The organism is Bacillus sp. B19-2, from assembly GCF_022832475.1.
GTDB classification, from domain to species: Bacteria; Bacillota; Bacilli; order Bacillales; family Bacillaceae; genus Bacillus; species Bacillus paralicheniformis.
Genome location: NZ_JALHKQ010000003.1, coordinates 734,570 through 754,359, shown reverse-complemented (window position 1 = coordinate 754,359; position 19,790 = coordinate 734,570). Strand labels below are relative to the sequence as shown.

21 protein-coding genes and 1 riboswitch are annotated in these 19,790 nt (G+C 46.5%); of the genes, 2 read left to right on the top strand and 19 right to left on the bottom strand.

Annotation, left to right across the window (positions count from 1 at the left end; all coding sequences use genetic code 11):
- Positions 1-323 precede the first annotated feature (323 nt).
- From MST20_RS16035 to MST20_RS15980, 12 genes are all read right to left on the bottom strand, one after another.
- Positions 324-2,105: an ATP-binding protein gene (locus MST20_RS16035; protein WP_243943380.1), complete on the bottom strand. Its 1,782-nt coding sequence runs from the start codon at positions 2,103-2,105 to the stop codon at positions 324-326.
- Positions 2,102-2,824, bottom strand: coding sequence for a response regulator transcription factor (locus tag MST20_RS16030; RefSeq protein WP_003183084.1), 723 nt, complete (start codon positions 2,822-2,824; stop codon positions 2,102-2,104). Before MST20_RS16030 ends, MST20_RS16035 begins: the two co-directional genes overlap by 4 nt.
- A gap of 145 nt (positions 2,825-2,969) precedes the next feature.
- Positions 2,970-4,145 (bottom strand): c-type cytochrome biogenesis protein CcsB, encoded by a 1,176-nt coding sequence (gene ccsB, locus MST20_RS16025; protein WP_243943378.1) that lies wholly within the window; start codon positions 4,143-4,145, stop codon positions 2,970-2,972.
- A 12-nt stretch (positions 4,146-4,157) separates the two neighbouring features.
- Positions 4,158-5,798, bottom strand: a complete 1,641-nt coding sequence (resB, locus tag MST20_RS16020; protein ID WP_243943376.1) for a cytochrome c biogenesis protein ResB — start codon at positions 5,796-5,798, stop codon at positions 4,158-4,160.
- Positions 5,798-6,334, bottom strand: a complete 537-nt coding sequence (gene resA, locus MST20_RS16015) for a thiol-disulfide oxidoreductase ResA (RefSeq protein ID WP_095323640.1) — start codon at positions 6,332-6,334, stop codon at positions 5,798-5,800. The genes resB and resA overlap by 1 nt, the downstream gene beginning before the upstream one ends.
- An 84-nt stretch (positions 6,335-6,418) precedes the next feature.
- Complete coding sequence (rluB, locus tag MST20_RS16010) at positions 6,419-7,153, bottom strand: 23S rRNA pseudouridine(2605) synthase RluB (protein WP_043054363.1); 735 nt, start codon at positions 7,151-7,153, stop codon at positions 6,419-6,421.
- Positions 7,154-7,311: 158 nt separating this feature from the next.
- Positions 7,312-7,848, bottom strand: coding sequence for a spore maturation protein (locus MST20_RS16005; protein ID WP_023857485.1), 537 nt, complete (start codon positions 7,846-7,848; stop codon positions 7,312-7,314).
- Positions 7,849-7,852: 4 nt separating this feature from the next.
- The gene (locus MST20_RS16000) at positions 7,853-8,440 is read right to left on the bottom strand and encodes a nucleoside recognition domain-containing protein (protein ID WP_020452005.1); all 588 of its coding nucleotides are present in this window, start codon (positions 8,438-8,440) and stop codon (positions 7,853-7,855) included.
- The gene (locus MST20_RS15995) at positions 8,428-9,582 is read right to left on the bottom strand and encodes a D-alanyl-D-alanine carboxypeptidase family protein (protein WP_243943374.1); all 1,155 of its coding nucleotides are present in this window, start codon (positions 9,580-9,582) and stop codon (positions 8,428-8,430) included. Before MST20_RS15995 ends, MST20_RS16000 begins: the two co-directional genes overlap by 13 nt.
- Positions 9,583-9,737: 155 nt before the next feature.
- A complete protein-coding gene (locus MST20_RS15990) occupies positions 9,738-10,229 on the bottom strand; it encodes a YpuI family protein (protein WP_243943372.1) in 492 nt (163 codons plus the stop codon).
- A 114-nt stretch (positions 10,230-10,343) separates the two neighbouring features.
- The gene (gene scpB, locus MST20_RS15985) at positions 10,344-10,937 is read right to left on the bottom strand and encodes an SMC-Scp complex subunit ScpB (RefSeq protein ID WP_243943368.1); all 594 of its coding nucleotides are present in this window, start codon (positions 10,935-10,937) and stop codon (positions 10,344-10,346) included.
- A complete protein-coding gene (locus MST20_RS15980) occupies positions 10,927-11,682 on the bottom strand; it encodes a segregation/condensation protein A (protein WP_075754113.1) in 756 nt (251 codons plus the stop codon). The genes scpB and MST20_RS15980 overlap by 11 nt, the downstream gene beginning before the upstream one ends.
- A 182-nt stretch (positions 11,683-11,864) precedes the next feature.
- Between MST20_RS15980 and MST20_RS15975 the strand changes: the two genes are divergently transcribed.
- Both MST20_RS15975 and MST20_RS15970 read left to right on the top strand, forming a co-directional pair.
- Positions 11,865-11,960 carry a YjcZ family sporulation protein gene (locus MST20_RS15975; protein ID WP_003183108.1) on the top strand — a complete coding sequence of 32 codons (96 nt, stop codon included), beginning with the start codon at positions 11,865-11,867 and terminating at the stop codon, positions 11,958-11,960.
- A 119-nt stretch (positions 11,961-12,079) separates the two neighbouring features.
- Entirely contained in the window at positions 12,080-12,601 is a 522-nt protein-coding gene (locus MST20_RS15970; protein WP_243943367.1) for a DUF309 domain-containing protein, read from the top strand.
- 10 nt (positions 12,602-12,611) lie between these two features.
- On the opposite strand, the gene MST20_RS15965 is transcribed toward MST20_RS15970, so the two are convergent.
- From MST20_RS15965 to MST20_RS15935, 7 genes are all read right to left on the bottom strand, one after another.
- Positions 12,612-12,986, bottom strand: coding sequence for a GNAT family N-acetyltransferase (locus MST20_RS15965; RefSeq protein WP_165427452.1), 375 nt, complete (start codon positions 12,984-12,986; stop codon positions 12,612-12,614).
- Positions 12,987-13,087: 101 nt separating this feature from the next.
- The gene (gene ribH, locus MST20_RS15960; protein ID WP_003183115.1) at positions 13,088-13,552 is read right to left on the bottom strand and encodes a 6,7-dimethyl-8-ribityllumazine synthase; all 465 of its coding nucleotides are present in this window, start codon (positions 13,550-13,552) and stop codon (positions 13,088-13,090) included.
- Between the two features lie 34 nt (positions 13,553-13,586).
- Positions 13,587-14,783 carry a bifunctional 3,4-dihydroxy-2-butanone-4-phosphate synthase/GTP cyclohydrolase II gene (locus tag MST20_RS15955; RefSeq protein WP_165427453.1) on the bottom strand — a complete coding sequence of 399 codons (1,197 nt, stop codon included), beginning with the start codon at positions 14,781-14,783 and terminating at the stop codon, positions 13,587-13,589.
- A gap of 21 nt (positions 14,784-14,804) precedes the next feature.
- Positions 14,805-15,452, bottom strand: coding sequence for a riboflavin synthase (ribE, locus tag MST20_RS15950; RefSeq protein WP_243943365.1), 648 nt, complete (start codon positions 15,450-15,452; stop codon positions 14,805-14,807).
- Positions 15,453-15,463: 11 nt separating this feature from the next.
- Positions 15,464-16,552, bottom strand: a complete 1,089-nt coding sequence (gene ribD / locus MST20_RS15945; protein ID WP_243943363.1) for a bifunctional diaminohydroxyphosphoribosylaminopyrimidine deaminase/5-amino-6-(5-phosphoribosylamino)uracil reductase RibD — start codon at positions 16,550-16,552, stop codon at positions 15,464-15,466.
- A 109-nt stretch (positions 16,553-16,661) separates the two neighbouring features.
- A riboswitch (FMN riboswitch) is annotated at positions 16,662-16,812 on the bottom strand.
- A 101-nt stretch (positions 16,813-16,913) separates the two neighbouring features.
- Positions 16,914-17,258 (bottom strand): hypothetical protein, encoded by a 345-nt coding sequence (locus MST20_RS15940; protein WP_020452015.1) that lies wholly within the window; start codon positions 17,256-17,258, stop codon positions 16,914-16,916.
- A 262-nt stretch (positions 17,259-17,520) separates the two neighbouring features.
- On the bottom strand, positions 17,521-19,710 hold the full coding sequence (locus MST20_RS15935) for an RNA ligase (protein WP_243943361.1): 2,190 nt from the start codon (positions 19,708-19,710) through the stop codon (positions 17,521-17,523).
- Positions 19,711-19,790: the final 80 nt, after the last annotated feature.

Genomic DNA, 19,790 nt, shown 5'->3' with positions numbered 1-19,790 from the left:
ATGATACATAAATCTAAACCAACATTTGACTTTCCGCAATTGGATCGCTGGCGGGCTATAAGGCACAGAAAAAATGAACGGCCTTTTATAATGATCAGAACGGGTCCATATCCGGTTTTTACTATCAAAGTTTCGGTTATCCCAAATTCTTCATCGATGATCATCTGTCTTTTGGAATTCCCACTCTTTTAACGGCAACAAAGGCAAAAACGTTTCAGGATAAGCAGACATTTTACAAATTGGATACATTTTGTTCTCAAATAACGGAGCACCTGTTCTGCATGAACAGGTGCTCTTTGTTTCTTATGGAACAAGATTGTTCGTCAAATTTGGCCATCATCCTGCTTATTTCTTGGAATGTAAAACGTGAAGGAAGTCCCTTCGTTCAGCATGCTGTGGACGGTGATCGATCCGTTGTGTGCATCGACGATGTTTTTGACGATCGCAAGTCCGAGGCCCGTCCCGCCTTTTCCTCTCGTCCTTGCTTTATCCGCCTTGTAAAAGCGTTCAAAGATAAACGGCAGGTCCTCTTCGGGAATGCCGCTGCCCGAGTCTTTCACGGCGATCTTCAGCCCGCTTTGCGCTGACTGCACATCGACATGTACGGTGCCCCCGGCATTTGTATGGCGGATCGCGTTGTCTATCAAGTTTGTTAAAACCTGCTCCATTTTGTCCGGGTCAAACACAAATTTGGCTTCATGCAGATCAAGATTGTGAGAAAGCGTAATCTCTTTGTCCCCGGCCACTCCGTAAAACTTCCTGAACACCCTCTCGAAAAATTCGCGGAGCTCCACCGGTTCAACGTTTAAGGAAATATGGCCCGCCTCCATTCTGGCAAGGTCCAGCAAATCATTCACAAGCCTTCCCATTCGTAAAGACTCGTCATAGATGACCTGCGCGATTTCCTTTTTTTCTTCCTCAGAGCTTGCAATGTCGTCAACGATCGCTTCACTGTACCCTTGAAGCATCGAAATCGGTGTTCTCAGCTCATGGCTGACATTGGCGATAAAGTCTTTTCTCAGCTTATCAAGCCGTCTTTCCTCCGTCATATCCCTCAACACGGCGACCGCTCCGCGCACATGTGACTGATTGTACAGCGGACTCATGAGCAGCACCCATGTTCTGCCTTGCAGGGTCATTTCAATCATCTGTTCCTTCTCCGTGCTGACGGTGTTTTGAAAAAGCTCGCGCGCTTCAGGAGGCAGTTCATGGCCTTCTTTTACATTCATGTTCTGCTCATAATACCAAGCCTGTAAAAAGCGTTCAGCCGGAGGGTTAGTCACAAGAATCGTCCCGTCGATATTGATGGTGATCACGCCGTCGGCCATACTGCTTAAAATATTCGACAAATGCTCCTTTTCTTGATTGAGCGCCGTAATATGGAACTTCAGCTGGCGCCCCATTTGGTTAAAGGCAATCGCCAGCTCGCCGATTTCATCCTGGGTCAGGATCGGAATCTTCGTATCAAACTTCCCTTTTGCAAGATCCTGTGCACCTTGCCGCATTTTTCTGAGCGGGTAGGTAATCCGGCTCGACAGGAAGAAAGCGAAAATCGTCGTTAACACAATCGCAATTGCAGCGGCAAAGAGAATATATCTTGTCGTATGCTGTGTCGTATCTTTCACGGCAAGAAGCGACTGAGAAAGAAACACCATGCCTTCATCTTCGCCTTTCCCGTACGGTACACCGACAATCAGCTGATCGTTCTTTTGATTGGAGATGACCGTCCGCTTCTGCACTTTTTGATGCTTCTGAAGCGCTTCGTTCAGATCGGGATCATTTTTAATATCTTTTAATGTAATGGAAGCCACTTTTTGATTTTCCCGCGGTGAATCCCAATATTCATTCTCATTTTTGATAACGGTAATGCTCGTCAGTTCATCGGCAAGCTCCCATGTAATCGATCTGGCTGTCTCCTGGTCTTTATGGTTTTCCATGATGACGGCCACCTTGCTGGCGAGCTTTGTTAAATCAGCTTCCGCCTCATCGACATGGTAGTTTTCAATAAACTCAAGCAGAAAGAACGTAAGGATAAATAAGACAAATGAAACCAAAAGCAGTATGGTAAACCACAGTTTACCGACTACGCTCTTCCAAAACTTCATTCGTTTCCGACCTCAAATTTATACCCGACACCCCATACCGTTACGATTTTTTTCGCAGCTTTCGGCGAGACTTTGTTCAATTTTTCACGTAGACGTTTAACATGGGTGTCGACCGTTCTCAAATCACCGAAAAACTCGTATTGCCATACTTCCTTCAGCAGCTTTTCACGATCGTATACTTTATCAGGGGTTTTGGCCAGGAAGTAAAGCAGTTCATATTCTTTCGGCGTCAGGCTGACTTCGGTTCCGTCCGCCATAACTCTGTGTGCATCGTGATCAATGGATAAGTGAGAAAAAACAAGAACATTTTTTGCCGTTGTATCTGTATTCAGGTAAGAGGTTTGCGATGATCGTCTCAAGAGCGCTTTGACTCTCAGCACCACTTCCCTCGGACTGAAAGGTTTTACAATATAGTCATCGGTTCCGACTTCAAAGCCCTGCACCCGGTTCGCTTCTTCGCCTTTCGCCGTCAGCATGATGATCGGAGTGGCTTTTTTGTCGCGTACTTGGCGGCATACTTCAATGCCGTCTGTTCCGGGCATCATCAAATCGAGCAGGATTAAATCGTAATCGTTGCCCAGGGCTTTATCGATGGCTTCGTCGCCATTCTCGGCTTCCTCGATCTTATAGTTTTCCCTTTCCAGGTACATTTTTAAAAGTCGTCTGATTCTTGCCTCATCGTCTACTACTAATATTTTTGTCTCTTTCGTCTGTTCCATCGTAAACCTCCTGATTTGAATCTTCTTACATTCATTTTATTAGAAAAGCGATTGTAAGCCAAGCTAAGAATGGCCTTTCCGCACTTTAAAACGATAAGCTACGGAAGGCCCGGCGAAAAGCCCGGACCTTCCTGCACCGCACGGATCATGCATAAGAGTGAAGTCCGGCGATGACAAGGTTTACAAAAATAAGATTAAACATAATAATGGCAAAACCGATGACGGCGAGCCACGCCGATTTTTCGCCGTGCCAGCCTCTTGAAAGCCTGAGATGCAGATAAGCTGCATAAAACAAAAATGTAATCAACGCCCAGACTTCTTTCGGATCCCAGCCCCAGAATCTGCTCCATGCCAGCTGTGCCCATATCATCGCGAAAATAAGCGCGCCAAGCGTAAAAACCGGAAAGCCGATCGAAACGGAGCGATAGCCGATTTCATCGACAAGGTCAAGGTTCACATTTTTCACGAGCGGCTGAAGAAGCTGACTGATGCGTTTTCTGATGATCAGCCTGATGACACCGTAAAGCAATGCGCCGGTTCCAAACGACCAGAGAACCGTATTCAGCTTCCGGCCTGAAAAAATAGGCGGCACATTGACAAGCGGCTCCATTCTCTCCTCTGTTAAAAGTTCGCCTTTGTTCGGTCCGATCAGAGCGGGAAGCTCGTATATCATGACGTCTTCCTGGTTGTCTTTATCAATCCACTTGAACTTCGCTTCATAGCCCCCAATGCGGAATGAGGTCGTGACAAGGATAAACGCGAGCGTTGTCACAAGCATAAACATGACAAATTCGAGCCAGAACGTTTTTTTGCCCGGCTGTGACTGATCCACATGCTTGAGCAGAAAGATCACGCCGGCAACAAAGCTGATGGCGAGAATCGCCTGGCCGAGAGCTGCAGTCGTAACATGAATATAAAGCCAGTTGCTTTGAAGCGACGGAATCAGCGGTGTGATATCGGTCGGAAACATGCTGGCATATGCGATTAACAGCAGGACAACAGGCAGTGTAAACAGCCCCAAAGCAGACAGCTTGTAAATAAAGTAGATAATGATGAACGCCAGAACGAGCATCATGCTGAAAGCCGTTGTGAATTCAAAAAGATTGCTGACAGGTGCGTGTCCGGAAACGATCCATCTCGCAATAAAATATCCAAACTGGCATACAAATCCGATGATCGTGATCAATACTGCGATCGACGCCCAGCGGTTCTTCTTCTTCCGGTCTGAAGCCTTGCTCCTGATGGAGCCGCCAAAAAAGAAGACCGCTGAGAGATACAAAAGAAATGCCGCGTACAATAAATTGCCGCTTAACTCTGCCATGAAAACCCCTCCCTATGCTGGCCGTTTATTTTTTTCCTTTGACAGTTCTTTTTGATCGGCCGGTTCGGATATCCCCGTATCCTCAAGTACGGCCTTCAAGTCCTGCTTCAGCCCGTACCAGTTTTTGTTCGTATGTCCGGCGACGAGCACATGCCCATCCAGCGTTCTGAGCCAGATCCTTCTGTGGTGCCAGTACATCCCCTGGATGACGCCGATCATAAAGATGGCGCCGCCGACCATGAGCACCCATAAAGTCAAATCTTTTCTAATGGTGAGGCCTGAGAGATTCTTCGTTTCGACGTGGTCAAACTTCATCTTATATTTATTGTCGTCAGAACCTTCGATTGTTTCCTGAATCGCAACGAAACTCTTTTCTCCTTTAGGCTTATCCGGGGCGGTGATCTGGAATACAAAAGCCGGATTGTTCGGATTCCTCGTTTTCGTGCTCGGCTCTCCGTCTTTGTTAAAATAAAAGTCCGGCAGGTAGCTTGCAATATGAACTTTGTAACCGTTGCCAAGATCATATTCCGGTTTCGGCTCCAAGAGGTCGATTGCCACTTTGCCGAAAGATTTCCCGCTGTCTTTTTCAATCAGCTGAAACACCATTTTGTCGAGCTCGCCTTCCTTGTAAGTCAGCTGATAGAGTGCATATGAACCGAATTTCAGCGGGTCATTGACCCTGATCTGGCCGCTTTTCACTTTCTTCAATTCAGGCGCTTCACCCGGCAGGCTGTCATTTTTTCTTTCATACAGTTCAACATCGGTTTGATATGTTTTTGCGACAGTCCCGTCACCCGCTTTAGTAATCGCCTCTGAAAATACGTCTTTTTCTTTTTCACTGTCGTACATTTCTTTTGTAAACCGGTTGTTTTTCAAGTAGTAATGGCCGTCAGTTCCCGGGATGGGCACGGTCTCCCCTTCCCTGATCCAAAGGGTTTCGTCGACATACATGCCCGGAACAAATCTGAGCATTACACCGATGAGGAATATGATCAGCCCGATATGGTTCACATATGGGCCCCACCTTGAAAAACGGCCTTTTTCCGCGAACAGGTTGCCGTTTTCTTCCTTGACGCGGTATCGTTTTTTCTTCAGTTTACCGACGATTTGCGATCTGGTGTCTTCAGACAAATCCGCTTCCGTCCGGCTGAAAAGGCGCTGCCTCTCCATAAAGTTCGGATTTCGCGTGACGCCCTGATTTTTCAGCGCCCTGTACAAAGGAACGACCCGGTCAAGGCTGCAGATCACAAGCGATATGCCGATTGAGGCAACCAGAATAATAAACCACCATGAACCGTAAAGATTGTGAAAACCGAGAGCATAATAGATTTGTCCGAGAAGCCCGTATTGTTCGCTGTAGTATGTATCAGCCTGCGCACCCGGCGGCAGGAACATTTCCTGCGGGAAAATCGTTCCAAAAGCAGATGCTGTCAGCGTAATGACGATCAGCCAGACGCCGACCTTTACAGACGAAAAGAAATTCCATATTTTATCTACGATTGTTTTGTTATATGTTTGAGAGCGTCTCGCACTTCCGTCATACCGCATGTCAAGGAGTTTGGCATCCTGTTTGACGAGCGGCTTTCCGCACGATTCACACAAAACGGTACCCGTCGGATTCACGTGGCCGCATTCGCACTTGATTTCTTTCATCATGACGATCCCTCTGGTTTGATCATATTCATATAATCATGGATCATCCGTTCTGTCATCGTGCCCGACACGACTTTGACAATCTCTCCATCAGGGTTGATCAGAAACGTGGTCGGCAGCGGTGTGACATCGTAGGCGTTCAGAACCTGCCTGTCTTTATCAAGCACAACCGGAAAATTGACGCCGTAGTCTTTCATAAAGTTTCGGACGGCAAGGTTTGATTCGCCGACATTGACGGCGACGATTTCAACCCCTTGATCCTTAAACACTTTGTATTGATTCGCCATGTAAGGAAATTCTCTTTTGCATGGTTCGCACCATGTTCCCCAAAAGTTTAAAAATACCCCTTTGCCTTTTAGCTCGTCCAGTTTGAGACGGTTGCCGTCAACATCCTCCAGCGAAAAATTGGGAGCTTTTTCCCCCACCGCCACACTCTCCGTCTTTTGAAACACGGCGCTGTACAGCGTGTAGCCAAGCGCTGCAAGCAGCACAAGGAGGATGCCTGTCCGAATGTAAAAACGCTTTTTTTTCATGATCCGCCCCCTCATTTAGACATTCAGTATCATTATATCATCTCATGACTGCCTGCCATTTGCCTTTTTTGAAGGTTGTGTGAAAATTTAGAAAGCCGCTTTACCGTGTTCGGCCAATGCCCTGAGCCTTTTCACTTCATGAGGCGTGAGCTCTCTTTTTTCCCCAGTTTTCAAGCCCGCCAGGTTCAAAAAAGCGTACTCTTCCCTTTTCAGCTTAAGCACTTCGTGCCCGATGGCTTCAAACATTCTTCTGACCTGGCGGTTTCGCCCCTCATGGATCGTGATTTGGACGATGCTTGTCTGCTTTTTCTTATCGAGTGACAAAAGCTTCACTTTTGCCGGAGCTGTCTTTCCTTCCTCAAGGCGTACGCCCCGCTCAAGTTTTTTTAAATTCTCCTTTAAAGGAATGCCTTTCAGCTTTGCCACATACGTTTTATTAATTTCGTATTTCGGGTGCATCAATTTATTAGCGAAGTCCCCGTCATTCGTTAACAATAAGAGGCCGCTTGTGTCATAATCAAGCCTTCCGATCGGATAGATCCGCTCTTCCACTTCTGTGAAAAAGTCGGTCACAACTTTCCGGCCTTTGTCGTCTTTGACTGCTGATATAACCCCTCTCGGTTTATACAGGAGAAAATAAACGGGTTCTTCGCTTTCGAGCTGGACGCCGTTTACCTCAATCCGGTCGGAGCTTGATACTTTGACGCCGAGCTCTCTGACGGTTTTGCCGTTGACCGTGACTCTCCCTTCTTTTATAAGTTCCTCCGCCTTCCGCCTTGATGCAATACCGGCGTGGGCGATTACTTTTTGAAGTCGTTCCATATCTTTCACCTCATGTATTATCTTACTTTTTTCCAGACCAACAAACAAGTTTGCGGGCGCCTTCTTCCTTAGGAAAGAAGCACTCCGCCCTTAAATGTATCCTTTCTCACGTCAAAAGTAAAACAGTTTTGGCAGAAAAGCAAAAAAGCGCCTCTTGATCAGGCGCTTCCAAACAGCAATGTTACAATAATCACAGACGCAATAATTCCCGCTAAATCAGCAAGCAGTCCCACTTTTAAAGCATCCCCCATTTTCTTGATTCCGACCGCACCGAAATAGACGGTCAAAACATACAGCGTCGTGTCTGTCGATCCCTGCATGACAGAGGCCAGCCGGCCGATGAACGAATCGGGTCCGTAAACTGCGATCAAATCGGTCGTCATGCCGAGCGCCGCCGTTCCCGAAATCGGCCGGATCAGAGCCAGCGGAACCACTTCCGTCGGAATTCCCACGGCGGAAAACACCGGCTTTAAAAGATTCATAAAAAAATCGAGCGCCCCTGAAGCACGGAAAACGGTGATCGCGACAAGCATACCGACCAGATAAGGGATAATGGAAAACGCAATTTGGATTCCTTCCTTCCCTCCCTCAACAAACGCTTCATAAGTCGGAACTTTTTTGAATGTGCCATACAGCAGAATCGTGGCGATGATAAACGGGATAAGAGCCAGAGAAAGCCAATTGATGAATTCCACATGCTCACCCCTTCTTTTTTCTTCTATAATAAAAGTATCGGTCAATGAAGATCGCAAAGATCCCCGATATTAAAGTCGCCAAAATGGTCGGCCCGACGATGTCTGTCGGCGCCTTTGCATCATATGTCATCCTGACCGCGATGACGGTCGTCGGAATCAAGGTAATGCTTGACGTATTGACGGCCAGAAAAGTGATCATTGAGCGGCTCGCTTCCCTGCGGTTCCGGTTGAGCGCCTTCATCTGTTCCATCGCTTTAATGCCGAGCGGTGTCGCCGCATTGCCCAATCCGAAAAAGTTGGCCATTAAATTGGATAAAATATACCCCATCGCCGGATGATCCGGAGGGATCTCGGGAAACAGCTTTGAAATGAACGGCCGGCACAACCTGCTGAATTTTTCGAGAAGCCCGGATTGTTCGGCGATTTTCATCAGCCCCAGCCAAAAAACAAGGACGCTCATCAGGCCGATCGAAATCGTGACGGCTTCCTTCGAACCTTTAAATACGGCTTCATTGACTTCCTGAACCGTTCCGTTGAAAAGCGCAAACACCAGACCGATCACCGTTAAGCCGACCCAGATTATATTGACCATGATGAACCGCCTGCCGCTTTTTGGAATACGGATTGAAAGGTCTCGAAAAACGATTTTTTCGGCTTTTTGTTGCGTTCGTTTTCATAATAGATCGGTACGCTTGCAATCGTTTTTCCGTTGAACATGACGTTCATTTCCCCGATGATGTCCGGGATTTCTTTTTTGTTTTTACGCCACGATTTTTTCGGTTTAAGAAGCTCGATGTCAACCTTTACGTCTTCTTTTTCTTCTTCGTTTAACAGATATGTGACATCACGTTTAATAAAAGCTTTATTCCCGTAAAATGAGTCTCTTAATTTCGGAACCTCGCCTTTTTTGGCGATGATATATGTTTTGTAGTGGCCGTATACATAGTTGAACATGTTCATATGATCATTCCAGTCGTCAGGGGCGTTGATGGTGACGGCGATCAAATCGGTTCCGTCTTTCGATGAAGTGGAGACGAGCGTGCGCTTCGCCAGCTTGGTATATCCCGTCTTTCCGCCTGTACTGTATTCGTAAAGCCCTGTTAAAAGCTTGTTTTTATTTCTCCAGATGCCTTGCATCGTTTCTGCCTTATAGCGCTTCGTTCCGGCGATTTTTCGGTACGTTTCGTTTGTCATCGCATATTTCGTCAAAAGCGCCATATCATAGGCCGAGGAATAGTGGTCAGGGTGGTCATCGAGTCCGTGCGGATTGCGGAACAGGGTGTTTTCCATGCCAATGTCGGCCGCTTTTTGATTCATCATGTAGACAAAGCCTTCCAGGCTTCCGCCCACATGCTCGGCAATCGCAACGGCTGCGTCATTTCCCGATCTCAGCATCAAACCGTAAACAAGGTCCTTCAGTTTCACCTTTTGCCCGCTTGTCAAATAGATCGATGATCCTTCCGTTCTGACCGCTCTGTCGCTGACCGTGACCGTTTCATCCAATTTGCCCGATTCTACGGCCAAAATGGCTGTCATAATCTTCGTAATGCTTGCAATGCGCCGTTTTTCATGCTCATCCTTCGCAAACAATACCCGTCCGGATTGCCCGTCCATGACAATCGCGCTTTTTGCGCTGACATGAAGGGAAGGCTGTGCTTCAGCGATTTGGTATGAAGAGCATAAAAGAGAGCATATGATGATGGCTGCTGCAGCCTGTTTTAGAAAAAAGCGCATTTTCTCTCACGTCCTTGTGGTTGTTTGTACAAGTTTATGCGCTTGTCTTTCCGTTATGAACACCAATTGGATGATTCTCCGAGAAAAATCTAAAAGCAACTTAAAAACTCCCCCTTTCATGAAAGGGGGAGTTCCGGCTCACGGTTCATTTTAAGCTATGATCTCGGCTGAACCATCTTCACCCGATAGTCAGTCGCATAGTATTCCAATTCTTCTCTCATCGATTGATATTCTGTTTCAAGCGAAGCCATCAATTTTTTTAATGAGGCCGGCGCTGGTTCGTGAAAGCAAATGGCGTTTTTTCCGGTGTAGGCCGCTCTGCTGTCTTCGTACCAAGTATCTTTTTTCGGCGTAAAAAATTCTTCTATGCATCGATGATAGATCTGATAGAGCGTCCTTTCGGCGGCAGCGTCCTGAAAAGGATTCTGCTGCAGTCTGATTCGGCAGGCCAGAAGCCCTTCTTCACAGTAAACCGCCAGCTTTCTCAAGTTGCTGAGGACATCGCGATAATAATCTCTGCTCCCGGGCTCTTCGGCTTCAAGGGATGAGAGCGTCGTTTCGTTTAAATAATCGCTCAGCGTCTGAACGGTCTGTGCTAAAAATTCGCCTGCCTGCTCGGTTTGGGCTCTTGCCATAGATTTTCCCATTGGTGTCGGCACCCTCTCCTCATCGCTTTGTTACAATCGTATTCTTTCATGAATGAAATTAAACATAAAAAATACGATAATATATATTATCATACTTCGGTCCTTAAGGTGAGTCTATTTTAAATCTTCGAACGTCTGGTTAAAGTTCTCAAAGAACAGATCGGCTTCTTCCTGAACCCCGTCTTCTTCTACATTTTCGGGCAGCGGCGGAAGTTCTTCAAGCGTTTTTAAACCGAATTGTTCAAGGAATGTTTCGGTTGTACCGTACAAGATTGCCCGGCCCGGTCCGTCCGCCCGGCCTACTTCGCACAACAGCGCTTTTGCGACAAGGCTCTGGAGAATCCGTTCAGATTTGACCCCTCTGATCTCCTCGACTTCCGCTCTTGTAATCGGCTGCTTATATGAGACGATGGCCAAAACTTCGAGGGCAGCCTGAGAAAGCCCTTTTGAAGGGGCTTCAATCAGCTTTTTCAAATAGACGGCGAATTCTTTTTTGGTCGAAAGCATGTACGTATCCGCGTACTCGACAAGCTCGATGCCCCTGTCATCTTTTTTATAGGTTTCTTTGACATCAAGCATAATATCCTGAAGCTCGGCTTCATCGATCTCCAAAACGGATAATAGCTGTTTTTTTGTCAGGCCCTCGTCGCCGGCGGCATACAAAAGCGCTTCGACAATGGCTTTCCAATTCACGATATCAAGCGTCATGAATCGCTTCACTCCCTGTTATGTAAATGTCTGAAAAGTTGTGTTCCTGTTCAATGATGATCAGCTGGTTTTTCATCAGCTCCAAAATCGCCAAAAACGTCACAACGAGATGCTCTTTCTGTTCGTACGGGAACAGTTCCATAAAATGCATCCTTTTGCGGGACGATTTCAAACAATCGACGATTTGCGTCATTCGTTCTTCTATCGGTATTTCCTGTCTTGAAATTCTAGTTTCAGACGGCCGGCTGATTTTTTTGCGGTTCAGCACCTTTTGAAACGCCCCGAGCATGTCGTAAACGGTGACGGACAGCTTTTGCTCGCTGAGTTTGATTTCCTTGGCATAGTCGCTTAAATCGCTCGGCGGCTTCGCGAATGCTTTTTGCCGCTCTTCCTCGCGCTCCTTCAAATTTTGCGCGGCACTTTTGTATTTTCTGTACTCTATTAATTTTTCAATCAATTCTTCTCTCGGGTCCTCTTCCTCCTCGAGAAACTCTTCGTCAAACAGCTCCTCTTCCTGCTTTGGAAGGAGCATTCGGCTTTTAATGCTGAGAAGGGTCGCAGCCATCACCAAATATTCGCTGGCCACGTCGAGCTCAAGTTCGCGCATCGTATGCACATATAATAAATACTGCTCGGTTATCTTCGCAACAGGTATGTCATAAATGTCTATTTCAAGGCGGTTGATTAAGTGCAGCAGCAGATCCAGCGGCCCTTCAAACGCCTCGATTTTCACCTGATATTCCATGTTCATTTCTCACCATTTTCAAAATCGCTTCTAAGCCGGCTAAAACTGGCTACCCTTTAGTATAAATTACGCGTCTGCATGAAGTCCAATATAATTTAAGAAGCTTTGGCATTCGCCTATACGATTTGAGCGTATGCTGCATAAAATACTGTGTAAAATCTTAAACCTGAGGAGGGAACAACATGGGAGGTAAAGGCTTCGGCTACGGCGGAGGATTTGCTTTGATTGTCGTTCTGTTTATTTTGTTGATTATTGTAGGAGCGGCATGGATCTATTAACATAAAAATGAGAAGCGTCCGTTACCGGGCGCTTTTTTCATAGCCTGGATATATCAGCCGTTTTTCCTCCGTTCCGTTCTTATGATACACTTTAACGGAAACTTAAAGGAGGATGTCAGATGTATCCCCAAGCTTATATCGATTACCTGGCCGAATTCCACGGGGCAAGGGATTATTTTGAATGCCACGAAATTTTAGAGGACCATTGGAAAAAAGACCCTCCCGGCGAGCGGAAATCATACTGGGTCGGGTTGATTCAGCTGGCTGTCGCACTCTATCATCAGCGGAGAAACAATTTTGCCGGCGCAGAGAGATTAATGGCGAACAGCATCCGCATCCTGGCGGCCGAAAAAGACGCAGTCGAATCGCTCGGATTGGATTACAGCCGCTTCATCAAGCTGTTAAGGAAGACTTACCAAAAAATTAAAGCCCATTCTCCTTATGAAAGCATCATGCTTCCGATCACAGATGAAGCTTTGATCAAAGCATGCCGGAAACAATGTGAAAAAAGGTCGTATGAGTGGGGAGCAAACGATCCACCCGACACCTTCATCATCGATAAACACCTGCTGAGAGACCGGACTGAAGTGGTTGCCGAGAGGGAAAAACAAATCGAACGGCGAAAAAAGAGCAGAGGCTAGAAGCCTCTGCTCATTGGTTATATGTGATGTCTTCATTTTCGTGATCCTGACAGCGCGCAAAGAATCCTTTAGTTAATTCATTCGGAACCAGCGGTTTAGGTGCAAACATTTGCGAAATGGCCGACACCATTTTTTTGCCGATTCCTTGATGACGGTGAGACGGGTTTACACTGATATGCTTGATCTCAACTTCTTCTTCTCTTTTCTCTACTCCTACACAGCCGACAATATCCTCGCCTTCTTTCCATAGGAACAGCTGCCTTTCAGTGTCCGTTTCATAGTCTTTAATTGTCTGCTGAAGCTGCTTGACGTCCTTCTCATTCGGCATAAACGAAAGGAGCCCCATCGCAATCTTTTCGAATGACTTTTTATAACGAATTAACATAAATACCCCTCAATATATCAAAATGTGGATCTAACGAAGGCTAGTCGCTTCACATCACATTATAAACATTTTTATAACCTTTTTAAACTCTTTTTCGGTAATTATTGAAGCGACCGGGTCAGGTTCGCCATTTCAATCGCTGCCGCGGCAGCTTCTGCACCTTTATTTCCGGCTTTTGTTCCGGCGCGTTCTACCGCCTGCTCGATCGTGTCTGTCGTCAATACGCCGAAGATTACCGGAACGCCTGTTGACATGCTGCTCGCCGCAATCCCCTTTGCCGCTTCATTGCAGACATAGTCATAGTGGCTTGTCGCTCCTCTGATGACCGTGCCAAGTGTAATCACGGCGTCGTATTTTTTCGTTTCAGCCATTTTTTTGGCGATCAGCGGAATCTCGAATGCGCCGGGAACCCAGGCGACATCAATATCATCAGCTTTGACCCCATGTCTCAACAGCGTATCTTCTGCACCGCTTAGAAGTTTGCTTGTAATAAAATCGTTGAACCTTGACACAACGATCCCAATTTTCAAATCTGTTCCAATTACATGACCTTCTATTTTATTCATATGAATCCCGTCCTTTTTTGTGATTGATTTTAGTTTAAAAATGAAGCATATGCCCCAATTTTGATTTTTTCGTTTTTAAGTACTTTTCATTATCTTTTTTTGTCTCCATCTGCAGCGGCACCCTGTCTGCGATCGTCAGTCCGTAGCCTTCGAGACCGGCAATCTTGCGCGGATTGTTCGTCAGCAGCTTCATTTGTTTCACGCCGAGGTCTCTTAAGATTTGGGCGCCGATCCCGTAGTTGCGAAGATCCGGGAGAAAACCGAGCTTTTCGTTAGCCTGCACGGTGTCATATCCTTCTTCCTGCAGCTTGTATGCTTTCAGTTTATTGATTAAGCCGATTCCTCTTCCTTCCTGTCTCAAATACAGGAGCACGCCCCGGCCCGCTTGTTCGATTTGCGCAAGCGCAGCAGCAAGCTGCGGGCCGCAGTCGCAGCGGTAAGAGCCGAAAACATCACCCGTCAGGCATTCTGAGTGTACGCGGACAAGGACAGGTTCGTCTCCGAAAGGTATATCGCCTTTGACGAGTGCTATATGTTCCTTGTCATCGATTTCATTTGTATAGCCGTAAACCTTGAATGTGCCGAATTCGGAAGGCAGCGTAATCTTCACTTCTCGGTTGATCAGCGTTCCCTTGCTGTAGCGGTATTCGATCAAATCTTTAATCGTAATCATTTTCAAGTCGTGCTGGACGGCTATTTTTTTGAGTTCGGGTACCCTGGCCATCGTGCCGTCTTCATTCATGATTTCGCAGATGACGCCGGCAGGCGCGGAACCGCACGCCTCCGCAAGGTCAACGGCCGCCTCCGTATGTCCGGCTCTTTTTAAAACGCCGCCTGTTTTCGCAATCAAGGGGAAAATGTGCCCCGGTCTTTTAAAATCGCCCGGGAGCGCGTGATCATCAATCAGCGACATGACGGTCAACGACCGCTCCTGAGCGCTGATCCCCGTCTTTGTATCGCGGTGATCCACACTGACCGTAAATGCCGTGTGATGAGAATCGGTATTTTCGTCCACCATCGGATGGAGGTCAAGCCGTGAAGCGATCTCTTCATTAAGCGGCGCGCAGATCAACCCCCTTCCGTGCGAAGCCATAAAGTTGATCACTTCAGGTGTTGCGTATTCTGCCAGCGCAACGAAATCGCCTTCGTTTTCCCTGTCCTCGTCATCGACCACGATGATGACTTTTCCTTGCTTCAAATCGCGTATCGCTTCTTCAATTGTGTGAAACATAGGCGCTCAGCCTCCTTTCATTTAAAACCCGTTTTCTTTAAAAAATGATTCAGTCAATGGTTTTGCCTGTTTATCTTGTTTTGTTTGGTGGAGAAACCGGTAAATGTATTTGCCGATCATATCGCACTCGATGTTGACGATGCTTCCGGGCTTTTTTTCCGAAAAAATCGTTTCATCCAATGTGTGCGGGATAAGCGAGACTGTTACTTGATCTTCCGTCAGTCCAAAAATGGTGAGGCTGACGCCGTCTACGGCGATCGAACCTTTTAACACAAGCATTTTGGCCAGTGAAGGGTCAAGTTTTAAATCATAGTATACGGCGTTAGCCGCTTTTTCTATGCGCACGATAGACGCGGTGCCGTCGACATGCCCCGACACCATATGCCCGCCAAAGCGGCCGTTTGCCGCCATCGCCCGTTCAAGATTGACGCGGCTTCCTTTTTTTAATGTGCCGAGTGATGTCGCTTTCAGCGTTTCAAGCATGACATCCGCCGTGAAACTGCCGGAACCGAACTCATTTACGGTCAGGCAGACTCCGTTGACAGCAATGCTGTCGCCAAGCTTCACATCTTCGGTCACTTTGTCGGATTGGATGACTAAAGACATGGCGCTTCCCGCCTTTTTCATGTCTAAAATCGTTCCGACTTCTTCAATGATGCCTGTAAACATATGCCACCGCCTTATTCTTTTATCGGTTTTGCCGCCAGCTTTATATCCTGGCCGATTTTGGTAATGGTTGTGAAATGCAGTAAGGGGACATCTTTCATCGATTGAAAGCCTTCACCGGAGAGGATGCTGGGAGATTGCAGCCCTCCGATTAATTTAGGGGCAAGATAGAAGATCATTTGCTGATAGAGTCCTTCTTTGACGAAGCTTGCGTGAACCGTCGCACCACCTTCGACAAAGACTGAAGCGATTCCTCGGTCTGCAAGGTGCAGAAGCACGTCGCGCACCGGAAGTTCATCCGCATCCAGCACGGTTACCTGTACACCTTCTTTTTCCAGGTTCCGAACCCTTTCGGGATCTGCCTTGGACGTCGTGTAAATCCAGGTTTCCGCTGCTTTATCCTGAATGACTTTTGACTGAAGCGGGATTGACAGCGTCGTATCGAGAACGACACGCACCGGCTGATTCACTGCACCGGGGAGACGGCATGTCAAACTCGGGTCGTCTGCTTTTATTGTGCCCGATCCAACTAAAATACTTTGGTGGTTTTTTCGGTATTGGTGAGCGTCCATCCGCGCTTCTTCAGAAGTAATCCATTTGCTGTCGCCTGTTGCGGTAGCGGTTTTGCCGTCAAGGCTGGCAGCTGCTTTTAATGTCACATACGGAAGGCCTGTCCGCATAAAATGCATGAACTTTTCGTTCAGCTCTTCCGCCTGTTCTTTGAGAACGCCTGTTTCGACTTCGATCCCGGCGCTTCTCAGCATCCCGATTCCTCTTCCGGAAACGAGCGGATTCGGATCTACGGCTGCCACGACTACCCGCTTCAAACCGGAACGAATAATCAGTTCCGCGCAAGGAGGGGTTTTGCCGTAATGGCTGCACGGTTCAAGCGTCACATAAATGACGGCTCCTTCCGCATGGCGGCCTGCCATTTGAATGGCGTGCACTTCTGCATGCGCTTCGCCGTATTTTAAATGAGCCCCCATCCCGACCACTTCACCGTCTTTGACGACAACGGCTCCGACAAGCGGATTGGCCCCTGTCTGACCTTCGCCCTGCTTCGCAAGCTCCAATGCAAGATTCATATAATGCGCATCTGTCATGAATTTCCCTCCCTTCTTCCAAAAAAATAACCCCGGATGTCGATCCGGGGGTTTGTTTTTGTGCATGAGAAATAAAACTATGCATCATCATAATTTTTCACATAGTCTCTTCATCCTTCTCCCATCCAGACTTTCACTGTCGGCTTCAGCTTCTCACTGAATCCACCGCTTTGCACGAAGCACAGCGGGTCACGGGCTCTAAAGCTGTCTCTCGCTTTATTACCGCCGGTCGGGATTTTCACCCAGCCCCGAAGGATACAATCGATATTTACTTGTCCTTATGCGTAATTATAGCCGCCGTATATTAAAATTGCAATGAAAACTGCTTGCACAGAAAAACCCTCTGTTTCTCAGAGGGTTTTTAATCTGCCACCTTGACGACTTTGATTAATCCGTCGATTCTGTTTGCATTAGAGAAGTAGGCCTTTACTTTGTCTCCTTCTTTAATGTCGGACAGATCCTGGTTGAGATTTTTCGCATTAAAAATGATCTTCGTTCCGTTATCTGATACCCCGTGGTATTCAGTGCCGTCAATTTTGGTGATCTTATATTGATAAATGGTATAGTTCTTTTCCTCAGATGAGACGGTTTGGCTGAGCGCCGTTGAGACATCTTGAACGCTTCCGTTTTTTAAATAATAAAAGCCTCCGGCCAGTACGGCAGCCAAAACGAGCAGAACCGTGAGCTTGAATCTTATTTTCCCCATGATCAAAACCTCCAGAACACGTTCTGAACTATCCTATGTTTATTTCCTGTGAATGATGAAATAAAACATGTTCGATTCAGACGGAAAATATGTGGTTTTTAAGTATAACGCAAAATGAAGGGAAATCGTTTCATATACAGACGAAATACTACTTATAACCTACGAATGTACATTCTGGTTTAGGGGTGTATGTGAAAACAAGCTTGAAAATTGAGTCTAAATAACTATGTTTTAAGAAACCGTTTGTTCTGGTTTCTTCGCTTTATGTTTCGCTGTAAAAGTCGTTTCGGATGGCAATAACAGACTGATTTTTAAAATACTCGCTGTCTTTCGTTTTGGCCCAGGCGAGCAACTTCACATGTTCGGAATGGAACAGGGCCTCGTGATGGGGCGAGCGAGCAGCAGCCGCGCCGAGTCTGTGCTTGATACCGCGCACGAACTTCCAATATTGATAGAAAGGCAGTTTTAATTTTGTCATAAATCCTGCCGAGTCTTCAATCACATATCCTTCCTCTTCAATCGACGGGTCATTTGACACAGACAGATACCATTTATAAAAATCGGTCCACTGGTCAAAAGAAATGACTTTTTGCTTACATTCTACGCGAAATGTCTCCGCAAAACAGAGGACATCTTCATACGGCAGCTTTTCATATTTCATCTGTCTTTTGACAATGTCGAGAAGGACAAGCTTATCCGATTTGTACTCGATAATGTGCGGATCTTTTTCTGGCAGCACGACTTCAAATACTAACGAAACATTGCGTTTTTTTACATATTCTTTTAAATCCTCTATCTGAGATGCGTCAAACGTTTTGTGAAACAGCTCTTCCACCCATTTCGCATGGCTGTCTTTTTGTCCGCTTGCCGATGTATAAGATTTTGAGGTGAAAACGAGCTCATCGGTTTCAGAATTGTAGCCGACCGTTCCCAAAAATCCATTCGCTTTATCATAAACAGTGACCGGAAAGCGCAGCGTGTTAACGAGAACATGCATTTTCGTCGTCAGGCGCTCATCGATGTTGAAAAATTTGTTGTAGCTTCTGCTGACGATTTCCTTGGTGTTTCTGTTGATAAACAGCCCTCTTGCCTTCATGCTGACGCCGTCCCATTTTCTCTCCTGAAAAGCCTTCCTCGTAAAGTTAAAAGAGGAAATGCCGCCGGCTAATTTTTGCTCAGACACATAATCGTGTTCGTCCAAATGCTTTAGAAAATGGTCGACCGTCAGCTCCTCGTGTTCGTGATGAGAATCAAGCGAAGGAACGGACGTTTTAAACACATCATTTTTTATCTCATGTGTTTGAATTCCCGACCGATCGATGGTGACAACCCTTAAATGCCCGCCGTGCTCCACCTGCCCTTCCAGGTTATATGATTTTGCGGCTGCATGCACTGGAAGCCGGAACATGTTTCGGTGCCCGTGGATTTGAATGATGTTCCGCCCTTCCATATTTTTTGTAAAGACATGGTCGATATCTGTCTCATATCCGCCGACACCGTTGATCAGCTGGCTGGTAGCCGTAAGCAGAAGGTTGTCAGGAAGCGCGGAAATGCCTCCGTGCGTGATGATGTAAGCATCTTCTCCATACGTGAAGTAGACAATTTGGTGGAAGCGTCTGGCCAGTTCCCTGATATCTTTTTTGTCAAAGCCCGCTTCGTCTAATTCCGGTTTTGTCTTCTTGTTGAATACGCTGCTTCTTGTCTCTTCATCATGGCCGTATTGCTTCAAGTATTTATCATGATTTCCTTCGAGCAAAATCACATTTTTACGATCTTTGATACTGAGCAGGAATTGAAGAACTTTTGCGTTTTCTATTCCTCTATCAAGCATATCACCTGTAAAAATATATAACTCGTCATCTTCGAGTCTGCCTTTCAAATAAGAATCCAGCACCGTAAAACAGCCGTGCACATCCCCGATCACATGTATTTTTTTGTAGCTGTCGAGCCGCCTCGGCTTATACTGCATCACATCGTCAAATTCTTCCGGCTTGATGACCGTTGTCCAGGAAGGCGCCGGTTCGGTTAAAATCCGCTCGTGCATGGTGTGAACCACGCTGTCGGGCACCCGCTTATGCTCGGCCCTCTCCCGGTTTCTCAACAGAGCCGTCTCAAGCGGAATATCGGAAAAATCCACCACATACGCTCTATAGCGATACTTTAAAACGAGAGTTTTATAGCTTGAAATCATGCTTGGTTTCGCATGTGTGGCATCAACGACGGTGAATTCCCCCTTTTCCATCCTTTCTTCAAGGAGGGTGAACAAAAGCTTCCATACCTTGCCGTCATTTTTTTGGGAAATGTCGTATTTCCCTTCCAAATTTAACACGGGTGACTGATGGATCAGCCTCAGCTGATCCGCAGACAGCGTATATTGATTCAATTGATGGTCCCTGATCCAGGTTGATTTTCCGGTGCCGGGGCAGCCTCTAAGCAGTACCAAAGTCCTCATGATTGATCTCCTTATTCAGTTCTGATAAGTTTTATTATAAAAAAATTTAGCATTCCTTCCAAGAATATACGTCCTTATTT

Coding starts and splice junctions, on each gene's coding strand:
- MST20_RS15990 (WP_243943372.1), bottom strand. CDS start 10,229: ATGGGAAAATCTATGGCAAGAGCCCAAACCGAGCAGGCAGGCGAATTT.
- MST20_RS16000 (WP_020452005.1), bottom strand. CDS start 8,440: ATGGTCAATATAATCTGGGTCGGCTTAACGGTGATCGGTCTGGTGTTT.
- MST20_RS15935 (WP_243943361.1), bottom strand. CDS start 19,710: ATGAGGACTTTGGTACTGCTTAGAGGCTGCCCCGGCACCGGAAAATCA.
- MST20_RS15965 (WP_165427452.1), bottom strand. CDS start 12,986: ATGTTAATTCGTTATAAAAAGTCATTCGAAAAGATTGCGATGGGGCTC.
- MST20_RS15940 (WP_020452015.1), bottom strand. CDS start 17,258: ATGGGGAAAATAAGATTCAAGCTCACGGTTCTGCTCGTTTTGGCTGCC.
- MST20_RS16030 (WP_003183084.1), bottom strand. CDS start 2,824: ATGGAACAGACGAAAGAGACAAAAATATTAGTAGTAGACGATGAGGCA.
- MST20_RS15970 (WP_243943367.1), top strand. CDS start 12,080: ATGTATCCCCAAGCTTATATCGATTACCTGGCCGAATTCCACGGGGCA.
- scpB (WP_243943368.1), bottom strand. CDS start 10,937: ATGACGCTTGATATCGTGAATTGGAAAGCCATTGTCGAAGCGCTTTTG.
- MST20_RS16035 (WP_243943380.1), bottom strand. CDS start 2,105: ATGAAGTTTTGGAAGAGCGTAGTCGGTAAACTGTGGTTTACCATACTG.
- ribH (WP_003183115.1), bottom strand. CDS start 13,552: ATGAATAAAATAGAAGGTCATGTAATTGGAACAGATTTGAAAATTGGG.
- resB (WP_243943376.1), bottom strand. CDS start 5,798: ATGAAAGAAATCAAGTGCGAATGCGGCCACGTGAATCCGACGGGTACC.
- MST20_RS15955 (WP_165427453.1), bottom strand. CDS start 14,783: ATGTTTCACACAATTGAAGAAGCGATACGCGATTTGAAGCAAGGAAAA.
- ribD (WP_243943363.1), bottom strand. CDS start 16,552: ATGACAGATGCGCATTATATGAATCTTGCATTGGAGCTTGCGAAGCAG.
- rluB (WP_043054363.1), bottom strand. CDS start 7,153: ATGGAACGACTTCAAAAAGTAATCGCCCACGCCGGTATTGCATCAAGG.
- ribE (WP_243943365.1), bottom strand. CDS start 15,452: ATGTTTACAGGCATCATTGAAGAAGTCGGAACGATTTTAGACATGAAA.
- ccsB (WP_243943378.1), bottom strand. CDS start 4,145: ATGGCAGAGTTAAGCGGCAATTTATTGTACGCGGCATTTCTTTTGTAT.
- MST20_RS15995 (WP_243943374.1), bottom strand. CDS start 9,582: ATGCGCTTTTTTCTAAAACAGGCTGCAGCAGCCATCATCATATGCTCT.
- MST20_RS15980 (WP_075754113.1), bottom strand. CDS start 11,682: ATGGAATATCAGGTGAAAATCGAGGCGTTTGAAGGGCCGCTGGATCTG.
- MST20_RS15975 (WP_003183108.1), top strand. CDS start 11,865: ATGGGAGGTAAAGGCTTCGGCTACGGCGGAGGATTTGCTTTGATTGTC.